This is a genomic window from Paraburkholderia sediminicola, assembly GCF_046026855.1.
Taxonomy (GTDB): Bacteria; Pseudomonadota; Gammaproteobacteria; order Burkholderiales; family Burkholderiaceae; genus Paraburkholderia; species Paraburkholderia sediminicola_A.
Genome location: NZ_JAQQET010000001.1, coordinates 53,052 through 74,303, shown reverse-complemented (window position 1 = coordinate 74,303; position 21,252 = coordinate 53,052). Strand labels below are relative to the sequence as shown.

General features: G+C 62.3%; 15 protein-coding genes. 7 read left to right on the top strand and 8 right to left on the bottom strand.

What is annotated here, in order from left to right:
• The first annotated feature begins 209 nt into the window (after positions 1–209).
• The 4 genes from PQR40_RS00335 to PQR40_RS00320 all read left to right on the top strand — a co-directional run bounded on the left by PQR40_RS00335 (position 210) and on the right by PQR40_RS00320 (position 6,390).
• On the top strand, positions 210–1,871 hold the full coding sequence (locus tag PQR40_RS00335; protein ID WP_408235675.1) for a GMC family oxidoreductase: 1,662 nt from the start codon (positions 210–212) through the stop codon (positions 1,869–1,871).
• 196 nt (positions 1,872–2,067) lie between these two features.
• Entirely contained in the window at positions 2,068–3,372 is a 1,305-nt protein-coding gene (locus tag PQR40_RS00330) for an MFS transporter (protein ID WP_408235672.1), read from the top strand.
• 148 nt (positions 3,373–3,520) lie between these two features.
• Complete coding sequence (locus tag PQR40_RS00325; protein WP_408508173.1) at positions 3,521–4,510, top strand: AAA family ATPase; 990 nt, start codon at positions 3,521–3,523, stop codon at positions 4,508–4,510.
• 107 nt (positions 4,511–4,617) lie between these two features.
• Positions 4,618–6,390, top strand: a complete 1,773-nt coding sequence (locus PQR40_RS00320) for a cobaltochelatase CobT-related protein (protein WP_408508172.1) — start codon at positions 4,618–4,620, stop codon at positions 6,388–6,390.
• A 105-nt stretch (positions 6,391–6,495) separates the two neighbouring features.
• Here PQR40_RS00320 and pta read toward each other — a convergent pair whose 3' ends face one another.
• From pta to tauA, 6 genes are all read right to left on the bottom strand, one after another.
• The gene (gene pta / locus PQR40_RS00315) at positions 6,496–7,536 is read right to left on the bottom strand and encodes a phosphate acetyltransferase (protein ID WP_408508171.1); all 1,041 of its coding nucleotides are present in this window, start codon (positions 7,534–7,536) and stop codon (positions 6,496–6,498) included.
• 185 nt (positions 7,537–7,721) lie between these two features.
• Complete coding sequence (gene xsc, locus PQR40_RS00310) at positions 7,722–9,524, bottom strand: sulfoacetaldehyde acetyltransferase (RefSeq protein ID WP_408235660.1); 1,803 nt, start codon at positions 9,522–9,524, stop codon at positions 7,722–7,724.
• 169 nt (positions 9,525–9,693) lie between these two features.
• The gene (gene phnY / locus PQR40_RS00305; protein ID WP_408508170.1) at positions 9,694–11,151 is read right to left on the bottom strand and encodes a phosphonoacetaldehyde dehydrogenase; all 1,458 of its coding nucleotides are present in this window, start codon (positions 11,149–11,151) and stop codon (positions 9,694–9,696) included.
• Positions 11,152–11,364: 213 nt separating this feature from the next.
• Complete coding sequence (locus tag PQR40_RS00300) at positions 11,365–12,285, bottom strand: ABC transporter permease subunit (RefSeq protein ID WP_408338470.1); 921 nt, start codon at positions 12,283–12,285, stop codon at positions 11,365–11,367.
• The gene (locus PQR40_RS00295; protein ID WP_408508169.1) at positions 12,278–13,093 is read right to left on the bottom strand and encodes a taurine ABC transporter ATP-binding protein; all 816 of its coding nucleotides are present in this window, start codon (positions 13,091–13,093) and stop codon (positions 12,278–12,280) included. The genes PQR40_RS00300 and PQR40_RS00295 overlap by 8 nt, the downstream gene beginning before the upstream one ends.
• A gap of 32 nt (positions 13,094–13,125) precedes the next feature.
• Complete coding sequence (gene tauA / locus PQR40_RS00290; RefSeq protein ID WP_408508168.1) at positions 13,126–14,184, bottom strand: taurine ABC transporter substrate-binding protein; 1,059 nt, start codon at positions 14,182–14,184, stop codon at positions 13,126–13,128.
• 299 nt (positions 14,185–14,483) lie between these two features.
• Here tauA and pdxR point away from each other — a divergent pair, with 299 nt between their 5' ends.
• The gene (gene pdxR / locus PQR40_RS00285; protein WP_408508167.1) at positions 14,484–16,010 is read left to right on the top strand and encodes a MocR-like pyridoxine biosynthesis transcription factor PdxR; all 1,527 of its coding nucleotides are present in this window, start codon (positions 14,484–14,486) and stop codon (positions 16,008–16,010) included.
• A gap of 89 nt (positions 16,011–16,099) precedes the next feature.
• On the opposite strand, the gene PQR40_RS00280 is transcribed toward pdxR, so the two are convergent.
• Both PQR40_RS00280 and PQR40_RS00275 read right to left on the bottom strand, forming a co-directional pair.
• Positions 16,100–16,852 carry an IclR family transcriptional regulator gene (locus PQR40_RS00280; RefSeq protein WP_408235642.1) on the bottom strand — a complete coding sequence of 251 codons (753 nt, stop codon included), beginning with the start codon at positions 16,850–16,852 and terminating at the stop codon, positions 16,100–16,102.
• A 224-nt stretch (positions 16,853–17,076) separates the two neighbouring features.
• The gene (locus PQR40_RS00275) at positions 17,077–17,841 is read right to left on the bottom strand and encodes an IclR family transcriptional regulator (protein WP_408235639.1); all 765 of its coding nucleotides are present in this window, start codon (positions 17,839–17,841) and stop codon (positions 17,077–17,079) included.
• A 201-nt stretch (positions 17,842–18,042) separates the two neighbouring features.
• Here PQR40_RS00275 and sauS point away from each other — a divergent pair, with 201 nt between their 5' ends.
• Complete coding sequence (sauS, locus tag PQR40_RS00270; RefSeq protein ID WP_408508166.1) at positions 18,043–19,488, top strand: acylating sulfoacetaldehyde dehydrogenase; 1,446 nt, start codon at positions 18,043–18,045, stop codon at positions 19,486–19,488.
• A complete protein-coding gene (locus tag PQR40_RS00265) occupies positions 19,485–21,155 on the top strand; it encodes an AMP-binding protein (RefSeq protein ID WP_408338462.1) in 1,671 nt (556 codons plus the stop codon). Before sauS ends, PQR40_RS00265 begins: the two co-directional genes overlap by 4 nt.
• The last annotated feature ends 97 nt before the right edge of the window (positions 21,156–21,252 follow it).

The following is a 21,252-nucleotide window of genomic DNA, read 5'->3' as shown; positions in this document are numbered from 1 at the left end:
AAGCGGATGACGGTGAATGCAGCCCGAACGGATCAGTGACAACCCGGATGAACGCGTGCGGACAGACTGAATAGTGAAACGAAAAAGTCGGTTTTCGTACCGGATTATTCAATCGTAACCGGATTCGCTTGAAGTCGAAACTCCCATCCAATAAATTGAGACGAAATGATCCGTTTTTAAAAAACAAAGGCATCAGCACGGAGACATCAATGGTACGGAGTTTCGACTACGTGGTCGTCGGCGCGGGATCGGCCGGCTGTGTACTGGCCAACCGCCTCTCTGAGAATGGCCGCTACTCGGTATGCCTGCTCGAAGCCGGGCCGCCCGACCGCTTTCTGTGGATCCATATTCCGATCGGTTACGGCAAGACCATGTTTCATCCGGTCTACAACTGGGGCTTTTACACCGACCCGGATCCGAACATGCACGATCGCAAGCTCTATTGGCCGCGCGGGCGCACATTGGGCGGCTGCAGTTCCATCAACGGGCTGATCTACATTCGCGGACAAAAAGAGGATTACGACCACTGGGCGGCACTCGGCAATCGTGGCTGGAACTGGAAGGAGTGCTTGCCTTACTTCCGGCGGCTTGAACACAACGAGCTCGGCGAGTCGCCGACACGTGGCGTGGGTGGCCCGTTGTGGGCCTCCACGATCAAACAGCGCCACGAACTCGTGGATGCATTCATTGCCGCGTCGAATCGCCTGGGCGTCCCAACGGTCGACGACTTCAATCAGGGCGATCAGGAAGGGGTTGGCTACTACCAGTTGACCACGCGGCACGGCTGGCGTTGTTCGACGGCCGTCGCTTACCTCAAACCCGCGCGCAGCCGTCCGAATCTGCAGATCGAGACCGACGCGCTGGCCTCGAAGATTCTCTTCGAGGGCACACGTGCCACGGGTATTCGCTATGTGCAGCACGGCAAGGTGCACGAAGTGCGCGCGCACCGTGAAGTGGTGCTGACGGCAGGCGCACTGCAGTCGCCGCAATTGCTGCAGGTGTCGGGCGTCGGCCCGGCCAGATTGCTCAATGATCTGGGTATTCCGGTGGTCGCCAATCGCGCCGGTGTTGGCGAAAATCTGCAGGACCATCTGCAAGTACGCCTGACTTATGAAGTGACGCGGCCGATCACGACAAACGACTTGCTGCACTCCTGGACGGGCCGCGCGAAGATGGGCCTGCAATGGGCGCTGTTTCGCGAGGGGCCGCTGTCTGTCGGCATCAATCAGGGCGGTATGTTCTGCCGCGCCTTGCCGGATGAGGCGAAAACGCCCGACATCCAGTTTCACTTCTCGACGCTCTCAGCCGACACCGCGGGCGGTGATGTCCACACATTTCCAGGCTGCACCTATTCGATCTGCCAGTTGCGGCCGGAGTCGCGCGGAAGCGTGCGAATCCGCACGAGCGACATGCGCGACGCCCCGTCGATCCAGCCGAATTATCTGGCGACCGATCTAGACCGCCGCACGACGGTCGCGGGGGTGCGTTTCGCGCGCCGCGTCGCCGCCACGGAGCCTATGGCATCCCTGATGAAACGCGAAGTGCGTCCTGGTGGGGAAGCGCAAAGCGACGATGAGCTGCTGGACTTTTGCCGAGAATACGGCCAGACGATTTTTCATCCGTCCGGCACCGCGAAGATGGGCGTCGCGAGCGATCCGGGCGCGGTGGTCGACGAACGATTGCGCGTGTATGGCACGCAAGGATTGCGGGTGGTCGATTGCTCGATCATGCCGACGCTGGTCTCCGGCAATACCAACGTACCGATCGTGATGGTCGCCGAAAAGGCGTCCAGCATGATCCTCGAGGATGCCCGCGCCGGCGACAGGCCGGCCGGGCAAGTGCAGTCGCGGAGTATGGAAGCGCAGTACTGAAGTAGAAGTAAAAAGCAGAAGCAACGAAGCGAAGTGGCTACAAGAAGTAAATCGATCGCTACCTGACTCGCAGCATCCGAAGTCGATAACAGCAGCATGCAGGTGGCGAAATTCGTGCCCCCGGAGGAGACAGTCAGGGGCTCAAAAAGTGCGGCGTAGCCGGGACGGCACGCGGCCATCCATTGGAGGAGGCGCTATGGCAATCGATAAGCGGGTGATCCGCCGCGTTGCATTCGCGAGCGTGATTGGAGCGACGGTCGAATGGTATGACTTTTTTCTATACGGCGTCGTGGCGGGCATTGTGTTCAACAAGCTTTACTTTCCCGCTCACGATCCGCTCGTCTCGACGATGCTGGCCTATGGCACATTCGCCGTCGGCTTCGTGACGCGGCCGCTCGGCGGTGTGATCTTCGGTCACTTCGGCGACAAGGTCGGACGCAAATCCGCGTTGATCTGCACACTCGTCATCATGGGGATTTCGACGGCGGGGGTCGCCTTCGTGCCGACCTTCGATCAGATCGGCATCTGGGCGCCGATTCTGCTGCTCTTCTTGCGCGTTTTGCAGGGTATCGGGCTCGGGGGTGAATGGGGCGGCGCGGTGCTGATGGCCTATGAATATGCCCCGCCGAACCGGCGCGGTCTGTACGCAAGTTTGCCGCAGATCGGCTTGTCGATTGGCTTGTGCCTCGCATCGGGCATCGTCGCGGGCATTTCCCGGCTGCTGCCGGAAGCGGCGTTTCTCTCGTGGGGCTGGCGGGTCGCGTTTGCTGCTTCGTTGCTGCTCGTGGTGCTTGGCCTCTACATCCGCGTCAAGGTGATGGAGACGCCCGAGTTTCTTGCGCTCAAACGTAACCGCCGCGCCGTGAAAATTCCGTTCGTCGACATGATCACGCGCTACCGCAGTTCGGTGCTGCTCGGCATGGGCGCGCGCTGGATCGACGGGGTGTTCTTCAACATCTTCGCGGTGTTCATGATCGGCTACCTCACGCAACGTCTTTCGATGAGCCGCACGGAAGCACTCACCGGTGTGATGATCGCGGCGATGGTGATGTGCTTTTTCATTCCTTTCTTCGGCAGGATGTCGGACCTGATGGGACGTGCGCGCGTGTATCGCTGGGGCTCGCTGATCTGCGGCGCCTCGGTGCTGCCGGCGTTCTGGCTGATGGAGACTCAGGCCGGCAATACTTTGGCCGTCTGGCTTGGCGTGGTGATTCCGTTCGGCATCTTCTACGCCATGGTCTACGGTCCGGAAGCCGCGCTTTTCGCCGAGCTGTTCGATCCTGAGGTGCGTTACACCGGCATCTCGTTCGTGTATCAGTTCTCGGGCATCTTCGCGAGCGGCCTCACGCCGATCATTGCGACGGCGCTGCTGCGCCTGGATGGTGGCAAGCCCTGGTACGTGTGCGTCTATGTGATTTTGTCGGCGCTGCTCTCTGCATGGTCGGCGCGCGCGATGGAACGGCGTGCGAAACCCTTCGACGGGATGGCGACGGTGCGTTGATGGCGTGGGCCGCCGGGGTCGATGCGGACGAAGTGCCGTTCAAGGTGCGAGATTCTGTTTATAATTAAAACGGAACGAAATGTACCGAAAAACGCATAATCGCCCGGCGGCGTAGAACGAATGTCCCCAGAGCGGGGAGGAGAAAGAAGTGACTGATATCGTGACTGGCAAACCCGACACAATGGTCGCGGTACGAACCGTTTTCGGCATCGATTCCAGCCTGATGGTGCCCGCGTTCAGCGAGCGCGACGACCACGTGCCGGAAATCGACGAGGTTTACCGTTTCAATCCGGAGGTGACGCTGGCGATTCTGGCCGGCTTCAGCCGTGACCGCCGGGTGATGGTGCAGGGCTTGCACGGCACCGGGAAGTCGACGCATATCGAACAGGTGGCGGCGCGTCTCAACTGGCCATGCGTGCGCGTCAATCTCGACGGCCATATCAGCCGCCTCGACCTGGTCGGCAAAGACGCGATCGTGGTACGTGATGACCTGCAGGTCACCGAGTTTCAGGAGGGGATCGTGCCGTGGGCATTGCAGCGCCCGGTCGCCCTGATCTTCGACGAATACGATGCGGGGCGTCCGGATGTGATGTTCGTGATCCAGCGCATTCTCGAGCGCGACGGCAAGTTCACGCTGCTCGACCAGAATCGCGTGATTCATTCGCATCCGTACTTCCGCATGTTCGCCACGACGAACACGGTGGGGTTGGGCAATCTGAACGGTTTGTACCACGGCACACAGGTGCTGAATCACGCGCAGATGGATCGCTGGAACGTGGTGGCCACGCTCAACTATCTGCCGCGCGCGGAAGAGGCCGGTATTGTGCTTGCGCGCGTACCGGAACTCGCCGACGAGGCGGGACGCGCGCTGATCGAATCGATGGTGAGCGTGGCGGAACTCACGCGCAAGGGCTTCGCTAGTGGCGATCTGTCGACGCTGATGTCGCCGCGCACAGTGATCAACTGGGCGGAGAACTGCCAGATCTTCCGCGATCCCGCGATGGCGTTTCGTCTGACTTTCCTGAACAAGTGTGATGAGGCTGAGCGGTCGATCGTGGCGGAGTATTTTCAGCGCTGCTTCGGCACTGAACTCGAGGCCGACGCCAACGCTGAAGGCCACGCAGCGGGCACCCGCTGATGACGTCGGGCAGGCAAACGGCCTTAGGGCAATCGGACTCGTGCGACGCGGCACTGCGCCAGGCGGCCCAAAACGAGGCGCCCTTGCGGCAAGCGGACCCGAGCCAGGTGCCCCCGAGCCAAGCGGCTCAAGACCAGCCGACTGAGCGCCAGGCGACCCTCCGCGCGGAACAGCGCGAGGCGCTCTGCGCAGCGACCGTGCGTGCCCTCACCGGCGACGCCACCTTGCACTACCGCGACGGCCGGTTGTGCCGCGACCTGCGGCCCTTGCCCTTGCACGCGCCGCATCTGCGCACCGACCCGCAGCAAGACGACTTCGCGTCCTTGCGCGGCGCCGCCGACGGCGCAGCCTTGCGACTCATGCACTCCGACGCGGACTTGCACAGCAGGCTTTGCCCAACCGATCCCGTCGAACGCCTCGTGTTCGAACTGCTCGAACAGCTACGGTGCGAAACGCAGACGCCGCCCGGCATGCCAGGCCTTGTGCAGAATCTGCGCGAGCGTTTCGAGGCCTGGTCGCGGGCCTTCCATCACGCAGGGCTCGCCGAGGACCATCTCGGCATTCTGCTGTTCACGGTGGCGCAGATTGCGTGGTCGCGCCTGACCGGCTGGCCTGTGCTTGAACAGATCGAAGGCTTGATCGAAGCTACGCGTGCGGCCATCGTGCCGGCCCTGGGCGTATCGTTGGCGGGTTTGCGCCGGCATCGGGCCGAGCAGGGCGCGTTCGCTGTCCATGCGCTGGCGCTGGCGCGGTTGGTGGCAGAGATGATCCGTGCCGCCCGTGCGGACGCGCTGGACGATGCGCAAGACGACCCGCAAGAGGAGAGCGACGACAAAGCCCCACGCACGGCGTTCTCGCTCTGGTTCGATGTCGAGGACGACGAATACAAGGACATGGCCGTTGCGCTCACCGGCAGGAGCCGCGTGCTCGAAGCATCGGAGCAGGGCTATCGTGCGTACACCACGCGCTATGACCGCGAGCTTGTGGCCGGCACACTGGTCCGCAAAGCGTTGCTCGGCGAGTTTCGCGAACGGCTCGACGAGCGCGTCGCCGCGCAGGGCATCAACGTGGCGCGGCTCGCGCACGCGCTGAAGGCGGCGCTGGCGATACGGCAACGCGATGGCTGGTCGTTCGGCGAAGAGCATGGCCGTATCGACGGCCGGCGTCTCGCGCAACTGGTCAGCTCTCCCGCTGAACGACGCCTGTTCCGGCTGGAACGAAACACGCTCATTGCCGATTGCGTGGTCGGCTTCCTGATCGATTGCTCAGGCTCGATGAAAGCGCATATCGAGCCGGTCGCGATCATGGTGGACATCCTCACCCGCGCGCTCGATCAGGCCGGCGTGACCACCGAGGTCCTGGGCTTTACCACCGGTGCCTGGAACGGCGGCCGGCCACGGCTCGACTGGCTGGCGCAGGGTCGGCCTCATCATCCGGGTCGGCTCAACGAACTGTCTCACCTGGTGTTCAAGGACGCCGACCGGAGCTGGCGACGCGCCCGCGCCGACATTGCTGCGCTCTTCAAGGCGGACCTGTTTCGTGAGGGCGTGGATGGCGAAGCGGTCGACTGGGCCTGCGCGCGTCTGGTCGCCCGTCCTGAGGCGAGACGGATTCTGATCGTGATTTCGGATGGCAGCCCGATGGACAGCGCGACGGGCCAGGCCAACGACGCGTTCTACCTCGACAACCATCTCAAGAGCGTTGTAGCGCGCCATGAAGCCTCGCGCGACGTGGAGGTGCTGGGCCTGGGTGTCGGGCTCGATCTCAGTCCGTATTACCGCCGTTGTCTCGCCGTGGACCTTTCCGTGCCGCCTGACATGAAGCTATTTGCGGAGATTGTCGGTTGGATGGGTGCGCGTGGGCGGCCCGGCAAAGGGTAGCGGGTATCGCGGGCTTACGGCTTCACATCGCGGCTTCGCATCCACGGCTCCACGTGGATATTGCGGCGCCTGTCAAGGCGAGTTGGACCCGCATCTTCCCAGTGGTCATGATGCGTGATGCGGGATGGGGTGCGCGGTCGCCGGCTCAGCCGCGGTTTGTGCCTGCACGGCCGTCACCGCGATCACGTAGTAGATGTCGTCGGCGCTGCAGCCGCGCGAAAGATCGTTGGCCGGCTTTTTCAGGCCCTGCAGCAAGGGGCCGATTGCCTTCGCATCGCCAATCCGCTCAGCCAGCTTGTAGCCGATATTGCCGGCCTCCAGGCTGGGGAAAATCAGCACGTTGGCGTGCCCCTGCACCTGTGAATGATCGATTTTGCGCAGGGCGATTTCGGAGACGAGTGCCGCGTCAAGTTGCACGTCGCCGTCGATCGCCAGATGCGGGCGCGCGGCTCTCACCTGGCGCGTCGCTTCCACGACCTTGTCGACGGCCGCATGCCGGGCGCTGCCGCTGGTCGAGAATGACAGCATGGCCACGCGCGGTTCCTCCATCAGCAGGCTTTGCGCACTGTCGGCGGCGGCCATCGCAATCTGGGCCAGCTCGCCGGCGTCGGGGTCCACCACCAGTCCGCAGTCGGAGAAAATCAGGCCGCCTTTGAGCGTGTGGAAGGGCTCGCACAGCATCATCAGAAAGAAGCTCGACACCAGTTTGAACGACGGATCGAGACCGATGATCTGGATCGCCGTGCGGACCACGTCGGCGGTCGTGTGGACTGAGCCGGCCACCGAGCCGTCGGCGTGACCGAGCCGCACCATCAGGTTGGCAAAGCAGAGGGGTTTGAGGATTTCCTGCTTGGCTTCGTCCAGCGTCATGCCCTTCTTGCTGCGCAGTGCGAAGAGTGCCTCGGCAAACGAGGGGCCGAGCGGCGAGGTTGAGGGATCCACCAACTCCATGCCGGATAGTTCGATGTTTTGTTCAGCAGCCGCCGCGCGAATGCGCTCGTTCGGGCCGACCAGCACGATGCGGGCAATGCCCTCACGGGTGGCGCGTTGGGCGGCTTCCAGCATGCGGGGATCTTCCGCCTCGCATAGCACGATGCGTCTCGGCGAAGTGCGGGCGCGCTCGATGATGCGGTTGATGGCTTTCATGGCACTGGGCGGCGCTCACGGTTGAAGAACGGGAACAGCAAACGAAAAAGGCCGGAAACACACAGGCCGGGAATGAGAGAAACCAGAAACAACGAGACCGGAAACGGCAGGGTAAATCCCGTCTCCGGCCTGTCGGACACGAGGCGATGTGCGCCTCGTGCCCAGACCTTCAGACAACGGACGGGTTAGACATAGTCCTTGTACTTGTCGAGCAAACGCACAGGCTTGGCCAGCGCATCGCGACGGAACGGGTCGCCGAGTTCGCGGGTGCACATGATCTCGATGATCGTGGTCTTGCCGTGGTTCATCTGCATATCGATCGCATGCTTGAGTGCAGGGCCAACGTCCTCGAGCCGGTCCACCGTGACACCCTCGGCGCCCATCGCGCGAGCAATGCCGGCAAAGCTCTGGTTATCGAGTTCTCCGGCGACGAAGCGACGGTTGTAGAAGTCGACCTGGTTTTTCTTCTCGGCGCCCCATTGCCGGTTGTGGAAGACCACGGCGGTGACCGGAATGTTGTGACGCACGCAGGTCATGGTCTCCATCAGGCTCATGCCCCACGCGCCGTCGCCAGCATAGGAGACAGCAGGGCGATGCGGTGCTGCAACCTTGGCGCCGATGATGGTCGGGAACGCGTAGCCGCAGTTGCCCCAGCTCATCGCGGCGAAGAAGCTGCGCGGCCTGGTAAAGCGCAGGTAGCTGTTGGCCACGGAATTGATGTTGCCGATGTCGGTCGAGACCATCACGTCTTCCGGCATGGCCTTTTCGAGTTCGCGCAACACCTGGCGCGGGTGCAGATAATTGCCGCCGCCGGGCGTGCGCTCGTCTTTCTGCTCCTCGATCATGTCCATGCTGTAGGGGTCGCGCTCGTGGGTCCAGCCGTCGAGCTCTTTCTCCCATGCGGCCTTCTCGGCAGCGATCTGGCCGGCGCGCTCTTCACGCGAGGCGTCGCAAACGAGCGTGCGGCCGTCGAGGCGCTGCGTGAGTGCAACCGCGGCGGCTTTGGCGTCGCCGCAGATGCCCACGGAAATCTTCTTCACCAGACCGAGCATCTTGTGGTCGGCATCGATCTGGATGATTTTGGCGTTCTGCGGCCAGTAGTCCATGCCGTGCTGCGGCAGCATGCCGAACGGTCCCAGACGCGAACCGAGTGCAACCACCACGTCGGCGCGCTGGATCAGCTTCATCGCCGCCTTGGAGCCCTGATAGCCGAGCGGGCCGCACCACAGCGGGTGGTCGGCGGGGAAGGAGTCGTTATGCAGGTAGCTGTTGACGACCGGTGCGCCCAGCCGCTCGGCAAGCGCCTTGCACTCCTCGATCGCATCGGCCATGACCACGCCGCCGCCGGAGATGATGACGGGGAACTTGGCCTGAGCGAGCAGTTCGGCCGCTTCGTTCAGGCGTTGATCGCCGCCGGGGCCGCGGTCGAGGCGCTGCGGTTGCGGAATCTCGGCCTTGATCTGTCCGTAGAAGTAGTCGCGCGGAATATTGAGCTGGGTCGGGCCCATCTCGGCCATTGCACGGTCGAAGCAGCGACCGGTGAATTCAGCCATGCGCGCAGGATGGGTGACGTGGCCCTGATACTTGGTGAACTCCTGGAACATCGGGAGTTGCTTCGCTTCCTGGAAACCGCCCAGGCCGATGCCCATAGTGCCCGCCTCGGGCGTGATCATGACCACGGGGCTGTGTGCCCAATAGGCCGCGGCGATGGCGGTCACGCAGTTGCTGATGCCGGGGCCGTTCTGGCCGATCACCACGCCGTGGCGGCCCGATACGCGGGCATAGCCGTCGGCCATGTGGCCGGCGCCCTGCTCGTGCACCACGGGGATAAGGCGGATGCCGGCGGGCGCGAAGATGTCCATGGCGTCCATGAAGGCCGAACCCATGATGCCGAACATATCGGTCACGCCGTTCGCGGCAAGGGTTTCGACGAAAGCTTCTGACGGGGTCATGGCCTGCGGGCCGCTGATGGGGGTGTGATCGCTCATGAGGGCTGTCTCCGATGTTTAGTGAAAATGGAACAAATCGTTCCGAAAAGTTGTTTTATAAAATGTAGAGCATGCACCTGAGGTGGTCAATAGGTGATGCGAAATAAACGGTGCAAATTGTCTCGAAAATTGATGAATGCGATGCTGGATGGAATGCGGGGAGAGCGGCTCAATCCCACGGCAGTGAATAGGTCTTCACATTGGTGAAGCTTTTCATCGCTTCCTGGACGCCTTCCTTGTAGCCGAGACCCGAATCCTTGATGCCGCCGAATGGCGTCAACTCGAGCCGGTACCCGGGTACCTCACGCACGTTCACACTGCCTACCTGCAGTTCGGCGATAAAGCGCGTGATGTAGTCGAGGCGATTCGTGCAGACCGAAGACGAGAGTCCGTAGTCAGTCGAATTGGAAATCCGGATCGCGTCGTCGATATCGCGAAAGCGGATCACCGGCGACACGGGGCCGAAGGTTTCGTATTTGACGAGCGGCATGTCCGGTCTCACATGATCGAGAACCGTCGGTGAATAGAGGGCGCCGTCGCGGAGATTGCCGAGCAGCAAGGTCGCGCCGCGGCTGACCGCATCGTTCACCTGTGCTTCGAAGAATTTCGCCGCCGCTTCGTCGATGACGGTGCCCATGTCGGTCGCCGGATCGGCGGGGTCTCCATAACGTATGGCCCGGGTCTTCTCCACGAGCAGTTCGACGAAACGGTCGGCCACCGCCTCGTGCACCAGAATTCGCTTGATCGCGGTACAACGCTGACCGGAGTTCTTGTAAGACCCGGAGACCGCGAGCGTGCTGGCTTCTTCCAGATCGGCGTCTTCCATCACGATGATCGGATCGTTGCCGCCGAGTTCGAGCACCGCGCGCCGATAGCCCATCTTGCTGGCGATAGTTTTGCCGATCTGTACGCCGCCCGTGAAGGTGATCAGATCGACGTGCTGGTTCGTGATCAGTTCGTCGGCGATGTCTTTCGGGTCGCCGGTGATGACCTGCAGCATTTCTTGCGGCAGGCCGGCTGCGTAGAAGATGTCCGCGAGCAGGAAGGTGGACAGCGGTACCTTTTCAGAGGGTTTGACGACGATGCGGTTGTTGGTCGCAATGGAGGGCACGATCTTGTGCGCGACCTGATTCATCGGATGGTTGAACGGAGTGATCGCGGAGATGACACCGAGCAACGGATCGCGCTGCGTGTAGACGCGGCGCTTCTTGCCGTGCGGCGTGAGATCGCAGGAAAACACCTGGCCGTCGTCCTTCAGCGCTTCGCTGGCGCCGAACGTCATCACGTCTGCGACGCGGCCCGCTTCGTACAGCGAATCCTTCTTGCACAGGCCGGATTCGGCGGTAATCAGACCGGCGATTTCTTCAGTACGCCGACGGACCATGTCCGCCGCGCGCAGCAGGATCTGTGAGCGCTCGTAACGCGTGAGCCGGGCCCGATACTGGTGTGCCCAGGCGAAGGCGTGCCGCACGTCGGCAAGTGTTGCCTTGGGCACCGTGCCGACCAGTTCGCCGGTATAGGGATTGAAGACTTCGATGATCTCCGCGCGCCGGACTTCTTCCCCGCCGATACGCAGCGCTTCATGACGAACCTGCGGCGATGGCCAGACTTTCGCAATCGAATTCATGCTGCACTCCAGCGATAACGGGTAGCTGAAGTATTGCGGAGGGCACGGCCATCGGAGTAGTACCAGCCGCCGCCAATCGCTGAGTCCACGCCGGCGTGGGGCGCTGCGCACGGTGCCATGAGGCGCAAGCGGCCGCTACCGGGCCGCTATGGGGCACTCGTGGGTCACTATGGCGGCACTATGGGCCGCGCTGAAACGATCGCACTCGCCGGATCACACCCGGCCTTTCCACGGCACCAGCACGCGCTCGAGGTGGCGCATCAGCAGGTCAAAGCACAGGGCAAAGAAACCAATGACGATAATGCCCATGATCACCACGTCACTGGCGAGGAACTCTGCCGCGTTGAGCACCATGAAGCCGAGGCCACTCGTCGAGGCCACCATTTCCGCGGCGACCAGTGTCGTCCAGCCGACGCCGATGCCGATCCGCATACCCGTAAAAATCTCCGGCAGCGCGGATTTCAGAATCACATACAACACGACCTGCGTGCGCGAGGCGCCCATCGAATAGGCCGCATGAATCTGCTCGATCGACACGGAACGCACGCCGGAGCGCGCGGCGATGGCGAGCGGTGCGAAGATCGCGAGGTAGATGAGAAAGACTTTGGAGAATTCACCAATGCCGAACCAGATGATGATGAGCGGCAAATAGGCGAGCGGCGGAAGCGGCCGATAGAACTCGATGGGCGGATCGAATATCCCACGTGCAAAGCGCGAGACGCCCATCATCACGCCGATTGGAATCGCGGTCACGCAGGCGAGCGCGAAGGCGCCGAACACGCGCAGCAAGCTGATGCCGGCGTGCTGCGCGAGCGTGGAATTGGCGAAACCTTCCGTGGCGACAAACACGAACTTTGCATACACCGCCTGTGGCGACGGTAGAAAGAGCGGTTTGATCCAGTGCAGGTTCGTCGCGACAAACCACAGCCCGATGAATAGGGCGACCGTCACGAGGCTCGTGACGACGCTGCTGCCCTGGCCAGGCACGCCGAATGTGTCGCCTGGCCTTGCGGGTTTCTTGGCGAGAATGCGTGGACGTCGACCGGGTGTGCGCGGTGGCTCCATCGGCGTGTCGGATCCGAGCGAGGTCTGCTGGCCGTGCGCCAGGGCATGAGCCCGTTTTGAACTAAACATGTGTCACCTCGGCTTCGGCGTTGTGCATTTTCTCGTCGCCGTAAATGATGCTGAGCACGCGTTCGCGCATTTCGATGAAATCGGGACTCGATTTGATGGCGCGCGCGTCGCGAGTTTCGAGAAAGCGTCGATTGAAATCCAGTTCGTAAGTGTGAGTGATGCGCCCCGGGCGCGGCGACATCACGATCAGGTGGCTGGCCAGAAAGAGCGCTTCTTCTACGCTGTGCGTGATGAAGAAGAACATCTTGCTGGTCTTGGTCCAGACGTCGAGCAGCAGTTCCTGAATCGTTTCGCGGGTCAGCGCATCGAGCGCGGCCATCGGCTCGTCCATTAGCAGCATGGCGGGGTCGCAGGTCAGCGCACGGGCAATGCCGACACGCTGCTGCATTCCGCCAGAGAGCTGATAGATCATGTGTTTGTGAAAGTCCTGCAAGCCGACCAGCGCCAGATTGCGCGCGGCGATCTCGCGCCGCTGCGCTTTGCGCACGCCCTGAAGCTTCAGGCCGAACTCGGCATTGTCGATCACGTTGAGCCACGGCAACAGGGCGTGCTTCTGGAACACGACGCCACGGTCCGAACCCGGTCCCGCGATCGGTGTGCCGCCGAGCAGCAACTCGCCGCTGGTCGGTGCAATGAAGCCCGCCATAAGCGAGAGCAAGGTGGTCTTGCCACAACCTGAGGCACCGAGCGCGACGACGAAGTCGCCGGAGTTGACCGTCAGATTGATGTTGTCGAGCGCGTGCACCGTCTGGCCCGGCTTGCGCCCTGGAAAGACCACGCTCACATTCTTGACTCTCATGCTTTCCATGTTGCCTCCTGATTCGACGGAACCGGCCTACGTCATTTGAGTTTCATTGCCGCTTCGGCGTATGCCGGGGTCACGAACTTCGAGTAATCGGGCAACACCGCGCTGATCTGTTTCTGATCCTTCAGGAAGTTCGCCGTGTCCTTCAGTGCGAAGGTCGCGCGGCCCGCGCTGCCGCCGCCCAGCCATTGCGATGAGGCCTGCTCCTGGATCGTCGGGAACGCATAAAGCGAGAGCGACTCGGGCACATCCGCCGCCGAGCCGCCGATCATCTTTGCGATGGCTGCGGCCTGCGGCGAGGTGGCATTCCATTGCGCCGTATTCTTGCGGTACTGTTCGTCCGCGTCGGAAATGGCTTTCACGAGTTTTGCCATGAAGTCCTTATGCGCCTCGCCCCATTGGCGGTCGACGGCGATTCCGTCGAATGTCGGTTTGCCGAGCTTCGACAGGTCGCCGGAGGTAATCAGGACCTTGCCGCTCTTCTTCAATTGCGCAAGCGCCGGATCCCAGACATAGGCGGCATCGATATCCCCGCGCTCCCACGCCGCGACCAGCTGGTTCGGCTGCATGTTGAGGATATTCACTTCCGACGGATTGATGCCCCAATGCTGCAGCGCGAACATGGTGTGATAGTGCGTGGTCGAGACGAACGGCACGCCGATTGTTTTACCCTTCAGATCGGACGGTTTGGTGATGCCGGAGCCATTGCGCACCACCATGGCTTCGGCCTGGTTGATGTTGTCCAGAATCCAGAAGAGCTGCAGATCGAGACCCTGGCTGACCGCCGCGGCAAGTGGGCTCGAGCCGATCACGCCGACCTTCACGTCGCCCGAGGCCATGGCGGTCGCGACTTTCGCGCCGGATTCGAATTGCCGCCAGTTGATCTTGTAGCCCGTTTCTTTCTCGATCGAGCCGTTGGCGATCGCAACGACCCATGGGTCGACGATCTGCTGATAGGCTATCGTGACCTCCTTGTCCTGCGCGTAGCCGGGTTGCGCCACCATGCAGGCGAGCGCGGCGAACGCCGCCACCGTCACGCGGCGTGTCAAAGCGCCGAACCAGCGGGACAACTTCGGTTGTTTGTCGCTTTTCATTGTAGGTCTCCAGAATGGCCTTGTGGGTACGCGAGTACAGGTGAATCCAACGCCCGCCGACGGGGGCTTGTCCCAATCGCCGACAATGGGGTGATGCGAGTATCGTCAGTAAAAAATAATGCGGGTTAGGGCCAGACGTGGCTGATCGTTGAGTCCACACCGCTGCACCAGAGTGGGCTGTCGCGCCGGTCTCGCCGGCAACCGCCCCGGGGCGGCTAGCAGGCGTTTTTTTGCGCGTCCACAATGCCGGTGTCCGCCTTTGTGCGGGCGGGCTCCGCCTACAACAATCAGGAGAAAGCATGGCAAGTCGCACCTCGGTGGCTCTTTGGAGCCAGCGATTCCAGCGGTCACCCGAGTCGAATATGAGCCTCCAGGGCCAGATTCGCCAGATGCTGGTGGCCGCGATTCTGGACGGCCAGCTACTGCCGCATCACGCGTTGCCATCGAGCCGCGAGCTGGCCGACCAGTTGAGCGTCGCCCGCAATACGGTCGTGCTCTCTTATCAGCAGTTGGTGGAGGAGGGCTATCTGATCTCACGCGAGCGCAGCGGGCATTTCGTCAATCCGGCCATCCTCGAAGGGCGGCACGCATTTTCGCCGCTGCAAACAGTTCCGACGCAGGCCGCCAACGAAGCACTCGCGCGGCCGGACTGGGACCAGCGGGTCAGAAGACGGCCCTCGTCGCAACGCAACATCGTCAAGCCGGGTAACTGGCTGAGCTACGAATACCCCTTTATCTACGGACAGTTTGATCAGTCGCTGTTTCCGACTAACGACTGGCGCGAATGCTGCATGAAAGCGCTGTCGGTCATGGAGATTCGCAACTGGGCGCCGGACCTGATCGAGCGCGACGACGATACGCTGATCCAGCAGATCCGCACACGCGTGCTGCCGCGGCGCGGTGTATTCGCCATGCCGGACGAAATCGTCGTGACGATCGGTTGCCAGCAGGCGCTCTATCTGATCGCGGACCTGCTGGCGAGCGAGCGGACCACGATCGGCTTTGAAAACCCCGGTTATCCGGATGCCCGCAATATCTTCGAGAACCGCAATGCGCGGCTGCAGCCGCTGCCTGTCGATGGCGGCGGTGTGCGCCCCGTCGAGGACGCCGATCTGCTCGCGCAATGCGATTACGTCTACGTAACGCCCAGCCACCAGTGCCCGACCACGGCCACCATGCCGATCGAGCGGCGTCATGCGCTGCTGGAACAGGCGCAGGCCCATGACTTCGTCCTGATCGAAGACGACTACGAGAGCGAAAACAACTTCTCAGGCACACCGCACCCGGCGTTGAAGAGCCTCGATACCGCGGACCGGGTGATCTATATCGGCAGTCTGTCGAAGACCTTTGCGCCTGGGCTGCGGCTGGGTTATATCGTCGGGCCGCGAGAACTGGTCCGCGAACTGCGTGCACTGCGGCGCCTGATGGTGCGCCACCCCGCAGCGTATATTCAGCGCGCGTTCGCCACTTTTCTGGCGCTCGGGCACCACGATGCACTGCTGCGGCGGCTCGCCCACGCCTATCGGGAGCGCGCGCAGGCGTTGATGGCTGCGCTCGACACACATCTTCCCGAAGCGCGCTATTTGCCGGTGGGGGGCGGCGCGTCGTGCTGGGTCGAGGGGCCACCGTGGCTCGATGCGACACGCCTCGCCGCGGATGCGCAGGCGCACGGCATTCTGATCGAACTGGGTCGGGTCTTCTTTATGACCGGACTGGAGCAGAACCACTGCTTCCGGATGGGCTTTTCGGCCATCAAGCTCGAAAAGATCGATGAGGGCGTGCGCCTGCTCGCGGAGCTCGTGCGCGCGCAGCAGCCCATGGATTAGGCGGCGGACTAAGCAACGCCGCAAGCGACGGCACAAGCGCTAGCAGAAGCGGTGCCGCAAGCGACGGCACAAGCGACCGCCAAAGCGCGCTAGAAGGTTTTGGCGAGTTGCCGAGCGGCTTCCTGCAGGCGCGGTACGAACTCGAGGGCGCGCGACAGCGGCGCACGCGAGACCGGCGCGTGAACGGCGATCGCCGCGATACACGTGTTGCTCTCATCCATCACCGGCGCGGCCACGCACGCAATGCCGGCGACAAATTCCTCGTTGTCGATGGCGATGCGCTTGTGCGCGGTGCGGTCGAGTTCCGCTTCGAGCAGCTCAGGATCGGTGATGGTATTCGGCGTGAAGCGTTCGAGTTTCAGCGTGCGGACGAGGGCGGCGCGTTGTTCGCGCGGCAGCATGGCCAGCAGCAGTTTGCCGCTCGCGCTGCAATGCGCCGGCACGTGCGAGCCGGGCTTGAGATCGAGCCGCAACGGCCAGGGCGCTTCGAGCCTGTCGAGATACAGCACCTCGGTTTCGTGCAGCATCGTGAGGTTGCAGGTCTCGCCGAGATCGGCGACCAGGTGGGCCAGGATCGCATGCCGCAACCGGCGGGCACCCGAGTGCATCATGACGCCAAGCCCGAGTTGCGCGAGGCGCGGGCCGATCACGTAAGCGTTTTTCTGTCCCGGCTCGCGGATCACGAGACCACCCGCTTCGAGCGAAGCCAGCATGCGGTGCAGCGAAGCCTTCGGCAGGTCGACGTCCTGGGCAATGTCGGCAAGCGACACCGGCCCTTCGGCGCGCACGAGATGTTCCAGCAGGGCGAACGCGCGCAGGGTAGGAGTATCCACTTTAGTCATGTGTGCCGTTCCGGAAAATGGATCGGCATCATTGTAACGCGGGCCTTTGTTGACAGCGGTTTTCGCGGGTTTATGGTGGTTTAAGAGCGCGATTTAAGCGGCGATCATCCCGTTTTTCGGAATGCGGACCAGCGCTGCCTCACGGGAACGCGAATGCCCGTTCGAACTGATGGCGGACCTGTTTTTGACCCGCGTCCTGGGCCACCGCTCGTTTTTTGCCTGGACTATTGCCGGAACGTTTTGGCGGTCTCCTCGGCAGCCAGACGCAGATCGGGCAGGAAGGCCAGCAGGTCGTCGAGTGCGACCCGCCCAACCGGCGCCTGCACGGCGATGGCCGCGCAGGCGCGATTGCGATCCAGCATGACCGGCACCGCGATTGCGATGAGTCCCTGCAAATGTTCCTGATTATTGATGGCGAGCTGGCGACGCCGCGTCGCGGTCAATTCCTTGCGTAATTCGCCACGATCCGTAATTGTCCGCTCGGAATAAGCACGCAGCGGCAAGGTTTCGATGACCCGTTCGCGCCGTTCCTTCGGAAGAAAGCTGAGCAACAGCTTGCCGCTCGCCGAGCAGTGCAGCGGCACATGCGAGCCGGGTTGCAGGTGCATGCGCAGCGGCCACTCGGTTTCCACCCGGTCGACATAGACCACGTCGTTGCCGGCCAGCATTGTCAGATTGCAGGTCTCGCCGATTTTGGCCACCAGTTGTTCAAGCAGCACGTGCCGGGCAGCGGCCGGGCCGGCATGCATCAGCACATTGACCGCCAGCATGCGCACGCGCGGTGAACACTCGTAGAGCCGGTCGCCGGCGCTGCGCGTGACAAGCCACGCATCCATCAACTGCACCAGGATGCGATGCACCGTCTGCTTGGGCAATTCGAGGGCATGGACGAGATCCGTCATCGAAAGCGGGCCGCTTGCCTCGGCCAACGTTTCAAGTACGCGAAATGCACGCACGGCCGCCGCATTCGATTGATTCGAAGTCGACACACTGTCTCCTCAATGTCGTAGTTATAAGTTGGATTGTGCATCGGTCTGTTTAGTTTTCGGGACTATGGAAAGTCCCGAATTTCGCACTTTTCGATTCTTGCCGGTTCAGCGCAAGGGATAGTTCAAAAAACGGGACTCCGAAACAGGCACGGCTCACTAGATTGGTACCAACGCCAATCTTTTCAGTCCGGAGTGAACCGTATGAATGTTAGGGCCACAGAAGCGGAAGCTACGCACGCGAGCACACAGAGTGAAGTCGAACGCGTCGTTGCGTCGATAGTTGCGCGTGCGCGCGCCGCGCAAAGCGGATTCGAGTTTGCGGGACAGGACATGCTCGATGCCGCCGCCGACGCCGCGGCGTGGGCGATCATGGAGCCCGCGCGCAACCGGCAGCTTGCCGAGCTGGCCGTGCGCGACACCGGTCTCGGCAACGCGGACGACAAGTTTCGCAAGAACTATCGTAAGACACTCGGGCTGTTGCGCGATCTGCGCGGGCAGAAGACCACGGGGGTGATCGAGCGCAACGACGCCACTGGCATTGTTGAGATCGCGCGCGCGGTCGGCGTGGTGGCGGCGATTACGCCGTCTACCAATCCGGCGGCCACGCCGATCAACAAGATCGTCAACGCCCTCAAATGCGGCAATGCCGTCATCGTGGCGCCTTCTCCCAAAGGTTATTCGTCGTGCGCGCTGCTGATTGAGTTTATCCACGCGCAATTCGCCAAGGTCGGACTCGCGCCCGACCTCGTGCAGATGTTGCCTGCACCGATCAGCAAGGCGGCCACCGCTGAACTGATGCGGCAGTGCGATCTGGTCGTCGCGACCGGGTCGCAGGCGAATGTGCGGATGGCCTACGCAAGCGGCACGCCCGCGTTCGGCGTGGGCGCGGGGAACGTTGCTTCGATCGTCGCCGCGTCGGTCGATTTGAACGATGCAGCGCACAAGATTGCACGTTCGAAAACGTTTGACAACGCGACGAGCTGTTCATCGGAAAACAGCGTCGTTATCGAAGGCGCGGTGTACACAGACATGCTGGCGGAACTGACCGCCTGCGGTGGCGTGATGCTTGACGCCGCGCAAAAGGCGCGACTGCAGGCCGTCCTGTGGTCGAACGGCAAGCTGTCGGCACACTGCACTGCGCGCTCGGCTGCGTCGATTGCACGGGCGGCGGGCCTCGACGACATTGCCGCCTGTAAGCCCGCGTTTCTGATGGTGGAGGAAACCGGCTTCGGTGCCGACCACCCGTTCTCGGGTGAGAAGCTCGCGCCGGTGCTGACCGTTTATCGCGCGGAAACTTTCGATGCCGCTTCCGACATCGTGCGCGGTATCTACGCCTACATGGGAGCAGGGCACTCGGTCGGCCTGCATTCCACCGACTCGGGCCAGGCGGTGCAGCTCGGTTCGACGCTGCCGGTTGCGCGTGTAATCGTGAATCAGGCACATTGCCTCGCGACCGGCGGCAACTTCGATAACGGCTTGCCCTTTTCGCTCTCGATGGGATGCGGAACGTGGGGTCGCAACAATTTCTCGAGCAATCTCAACTTTCATCATTACCTGAACATTACGCGCGTGGCCTTCCCAATCGAAGAGCGCGTCCCTGAACTGGACGACGTACTCGGGGATTTCTTCGGGAGGTATGGCAAATGAAGACGCCGCATACGATCCGCGCGCTGATCGATGCGCGTGCTGCACAGTATCCCGACAAGCCGTTCCTGCTGACGGCTCCTGACTGCGATGAAGGCGGTGATTCTGCTGCGCGTGCCGACGCGCTGACCTTCGCGGCGCTGCGCGACGACTGCCGCGCGCTTGAGACGGTCTTTCACGAAGCAGGCTTGCAGGCCGGCGATGTTGTTTCGGTCTTCATGGGCAACGGTATCCATACAGCGAGGCTGTTGCTTGCTGCCATGTACAGCGGGCTTGTCGCGAACCCACTCAATCTGTTGTGCCAGCCGTCGCAGTTGCGCTACATCGTGGAGCATTCGGACACGCGGATGGTCTTCGCTTGCGCCGATACGTACGCGGCTATGTCGAGTGCGATCGCCGGATTACGTGAGCAAGGCATCACCCGCACGGTTGCGCTGATTCGTACAGAACCCAATGCGGCCGTTGCGTCTGTACTGGCTTCTGTGCCGGCTTGTGTTGAATCCGCGCTGGTGGAAACGGCAGGTGTGGCTGCCGCGCAGGCGGAATCGGCAAATGATTCGCGCTATGCACCGCCTGTCACCGCCTGGGATTCCAAAGCGTCACCAACCGGCGAGCCGGACGCAAGCGACGTCGCGCTGCTGATGTACACATCCGGCACTACGGGTGCACCGAAAGGCGTCCTGCTGGACCATCGGAACCTGCTGGCCAATGCTCGCAACATCTCGCACGAACACCGGCTCGGCACCAGCGACCGGGTCTTCGCCGCATTGCCGCTTTATCATATCAACGGTCTCGTCGTGACGCTGCTTGCACCGCTCTTTCATGGCGGATCGGTCGTCATGACACCGCGTTTTTCCGCTCGCACTTACTGGCGCGATGTCGCGCGGCACGGTTGTACGTGGATCAACGTAGTTCCGACGATCGTCGCCTATCTGCTCAACAACGACGAAGCGTGCACGTTCGACCTGTCCGCGTTGAGGTTTTGCCGCAGCGCGTCGGCGGCGCTGCCGGTCGATCATCACCGCGCATTCGAGGCGCGCTTTGGCGTCGGCATCATCGAGACGATGGGTATGACCGAAACCGCCGCACCCGTGTTCAGCAATCCGTACGATTCAGAGAGCCGAAGAATCGGCAGTATCGGCCTGCCTTCGGGGAGTGAAGCGAAGGTGATCGATCGTGACGGCCGTGAGTGCGCGCCCAACGAGTGCGGCGAACTGGTGTTGCGTGGCGAACAGGTCATGCGCGGCTATTACAAGCGCGCGGAGGAAACGCGCGCGGCCTTCACCGCCGACGGCTGGCTGCGCACCGGCGACCTCGGCTATCGCGACAGCGACGGTTACTTCTATATCAATGGCCGCGCGAAGGAACTGATCATCAAGGGTGGCGAAAACATCGCCCCGCGCGAGATCGATGAAGTGCTGCTTAAACATCCCGGTGTACTGGATGCGGCGGCGGTAGGTGTGCCGGATGCCGCTTACGGGCAGGAGATCGTCGCCTTCATTGTGCCTCGTGTGGCGCACGGGCAGGGCGCGCTCGACATAGCGGATCTGCATGAGCACTGTCTGCGCGAACTGGGCCGCTACAAGACGCCGAAGGAGTTTCGCTTCGTCGCGGAACTGCCTCGTGGACCCTCAGGCAAGGTGCAGCGCCTGAAGCTCGTGCCCACCTGACGGCAGCACGTATCGGCGTGGCCGGATCGCGCCGGCAGGGTCAGGAGGGCGCGCGTCGGCGCGCAAGCAATTCGACGCAGTACGACGTACGGATCGA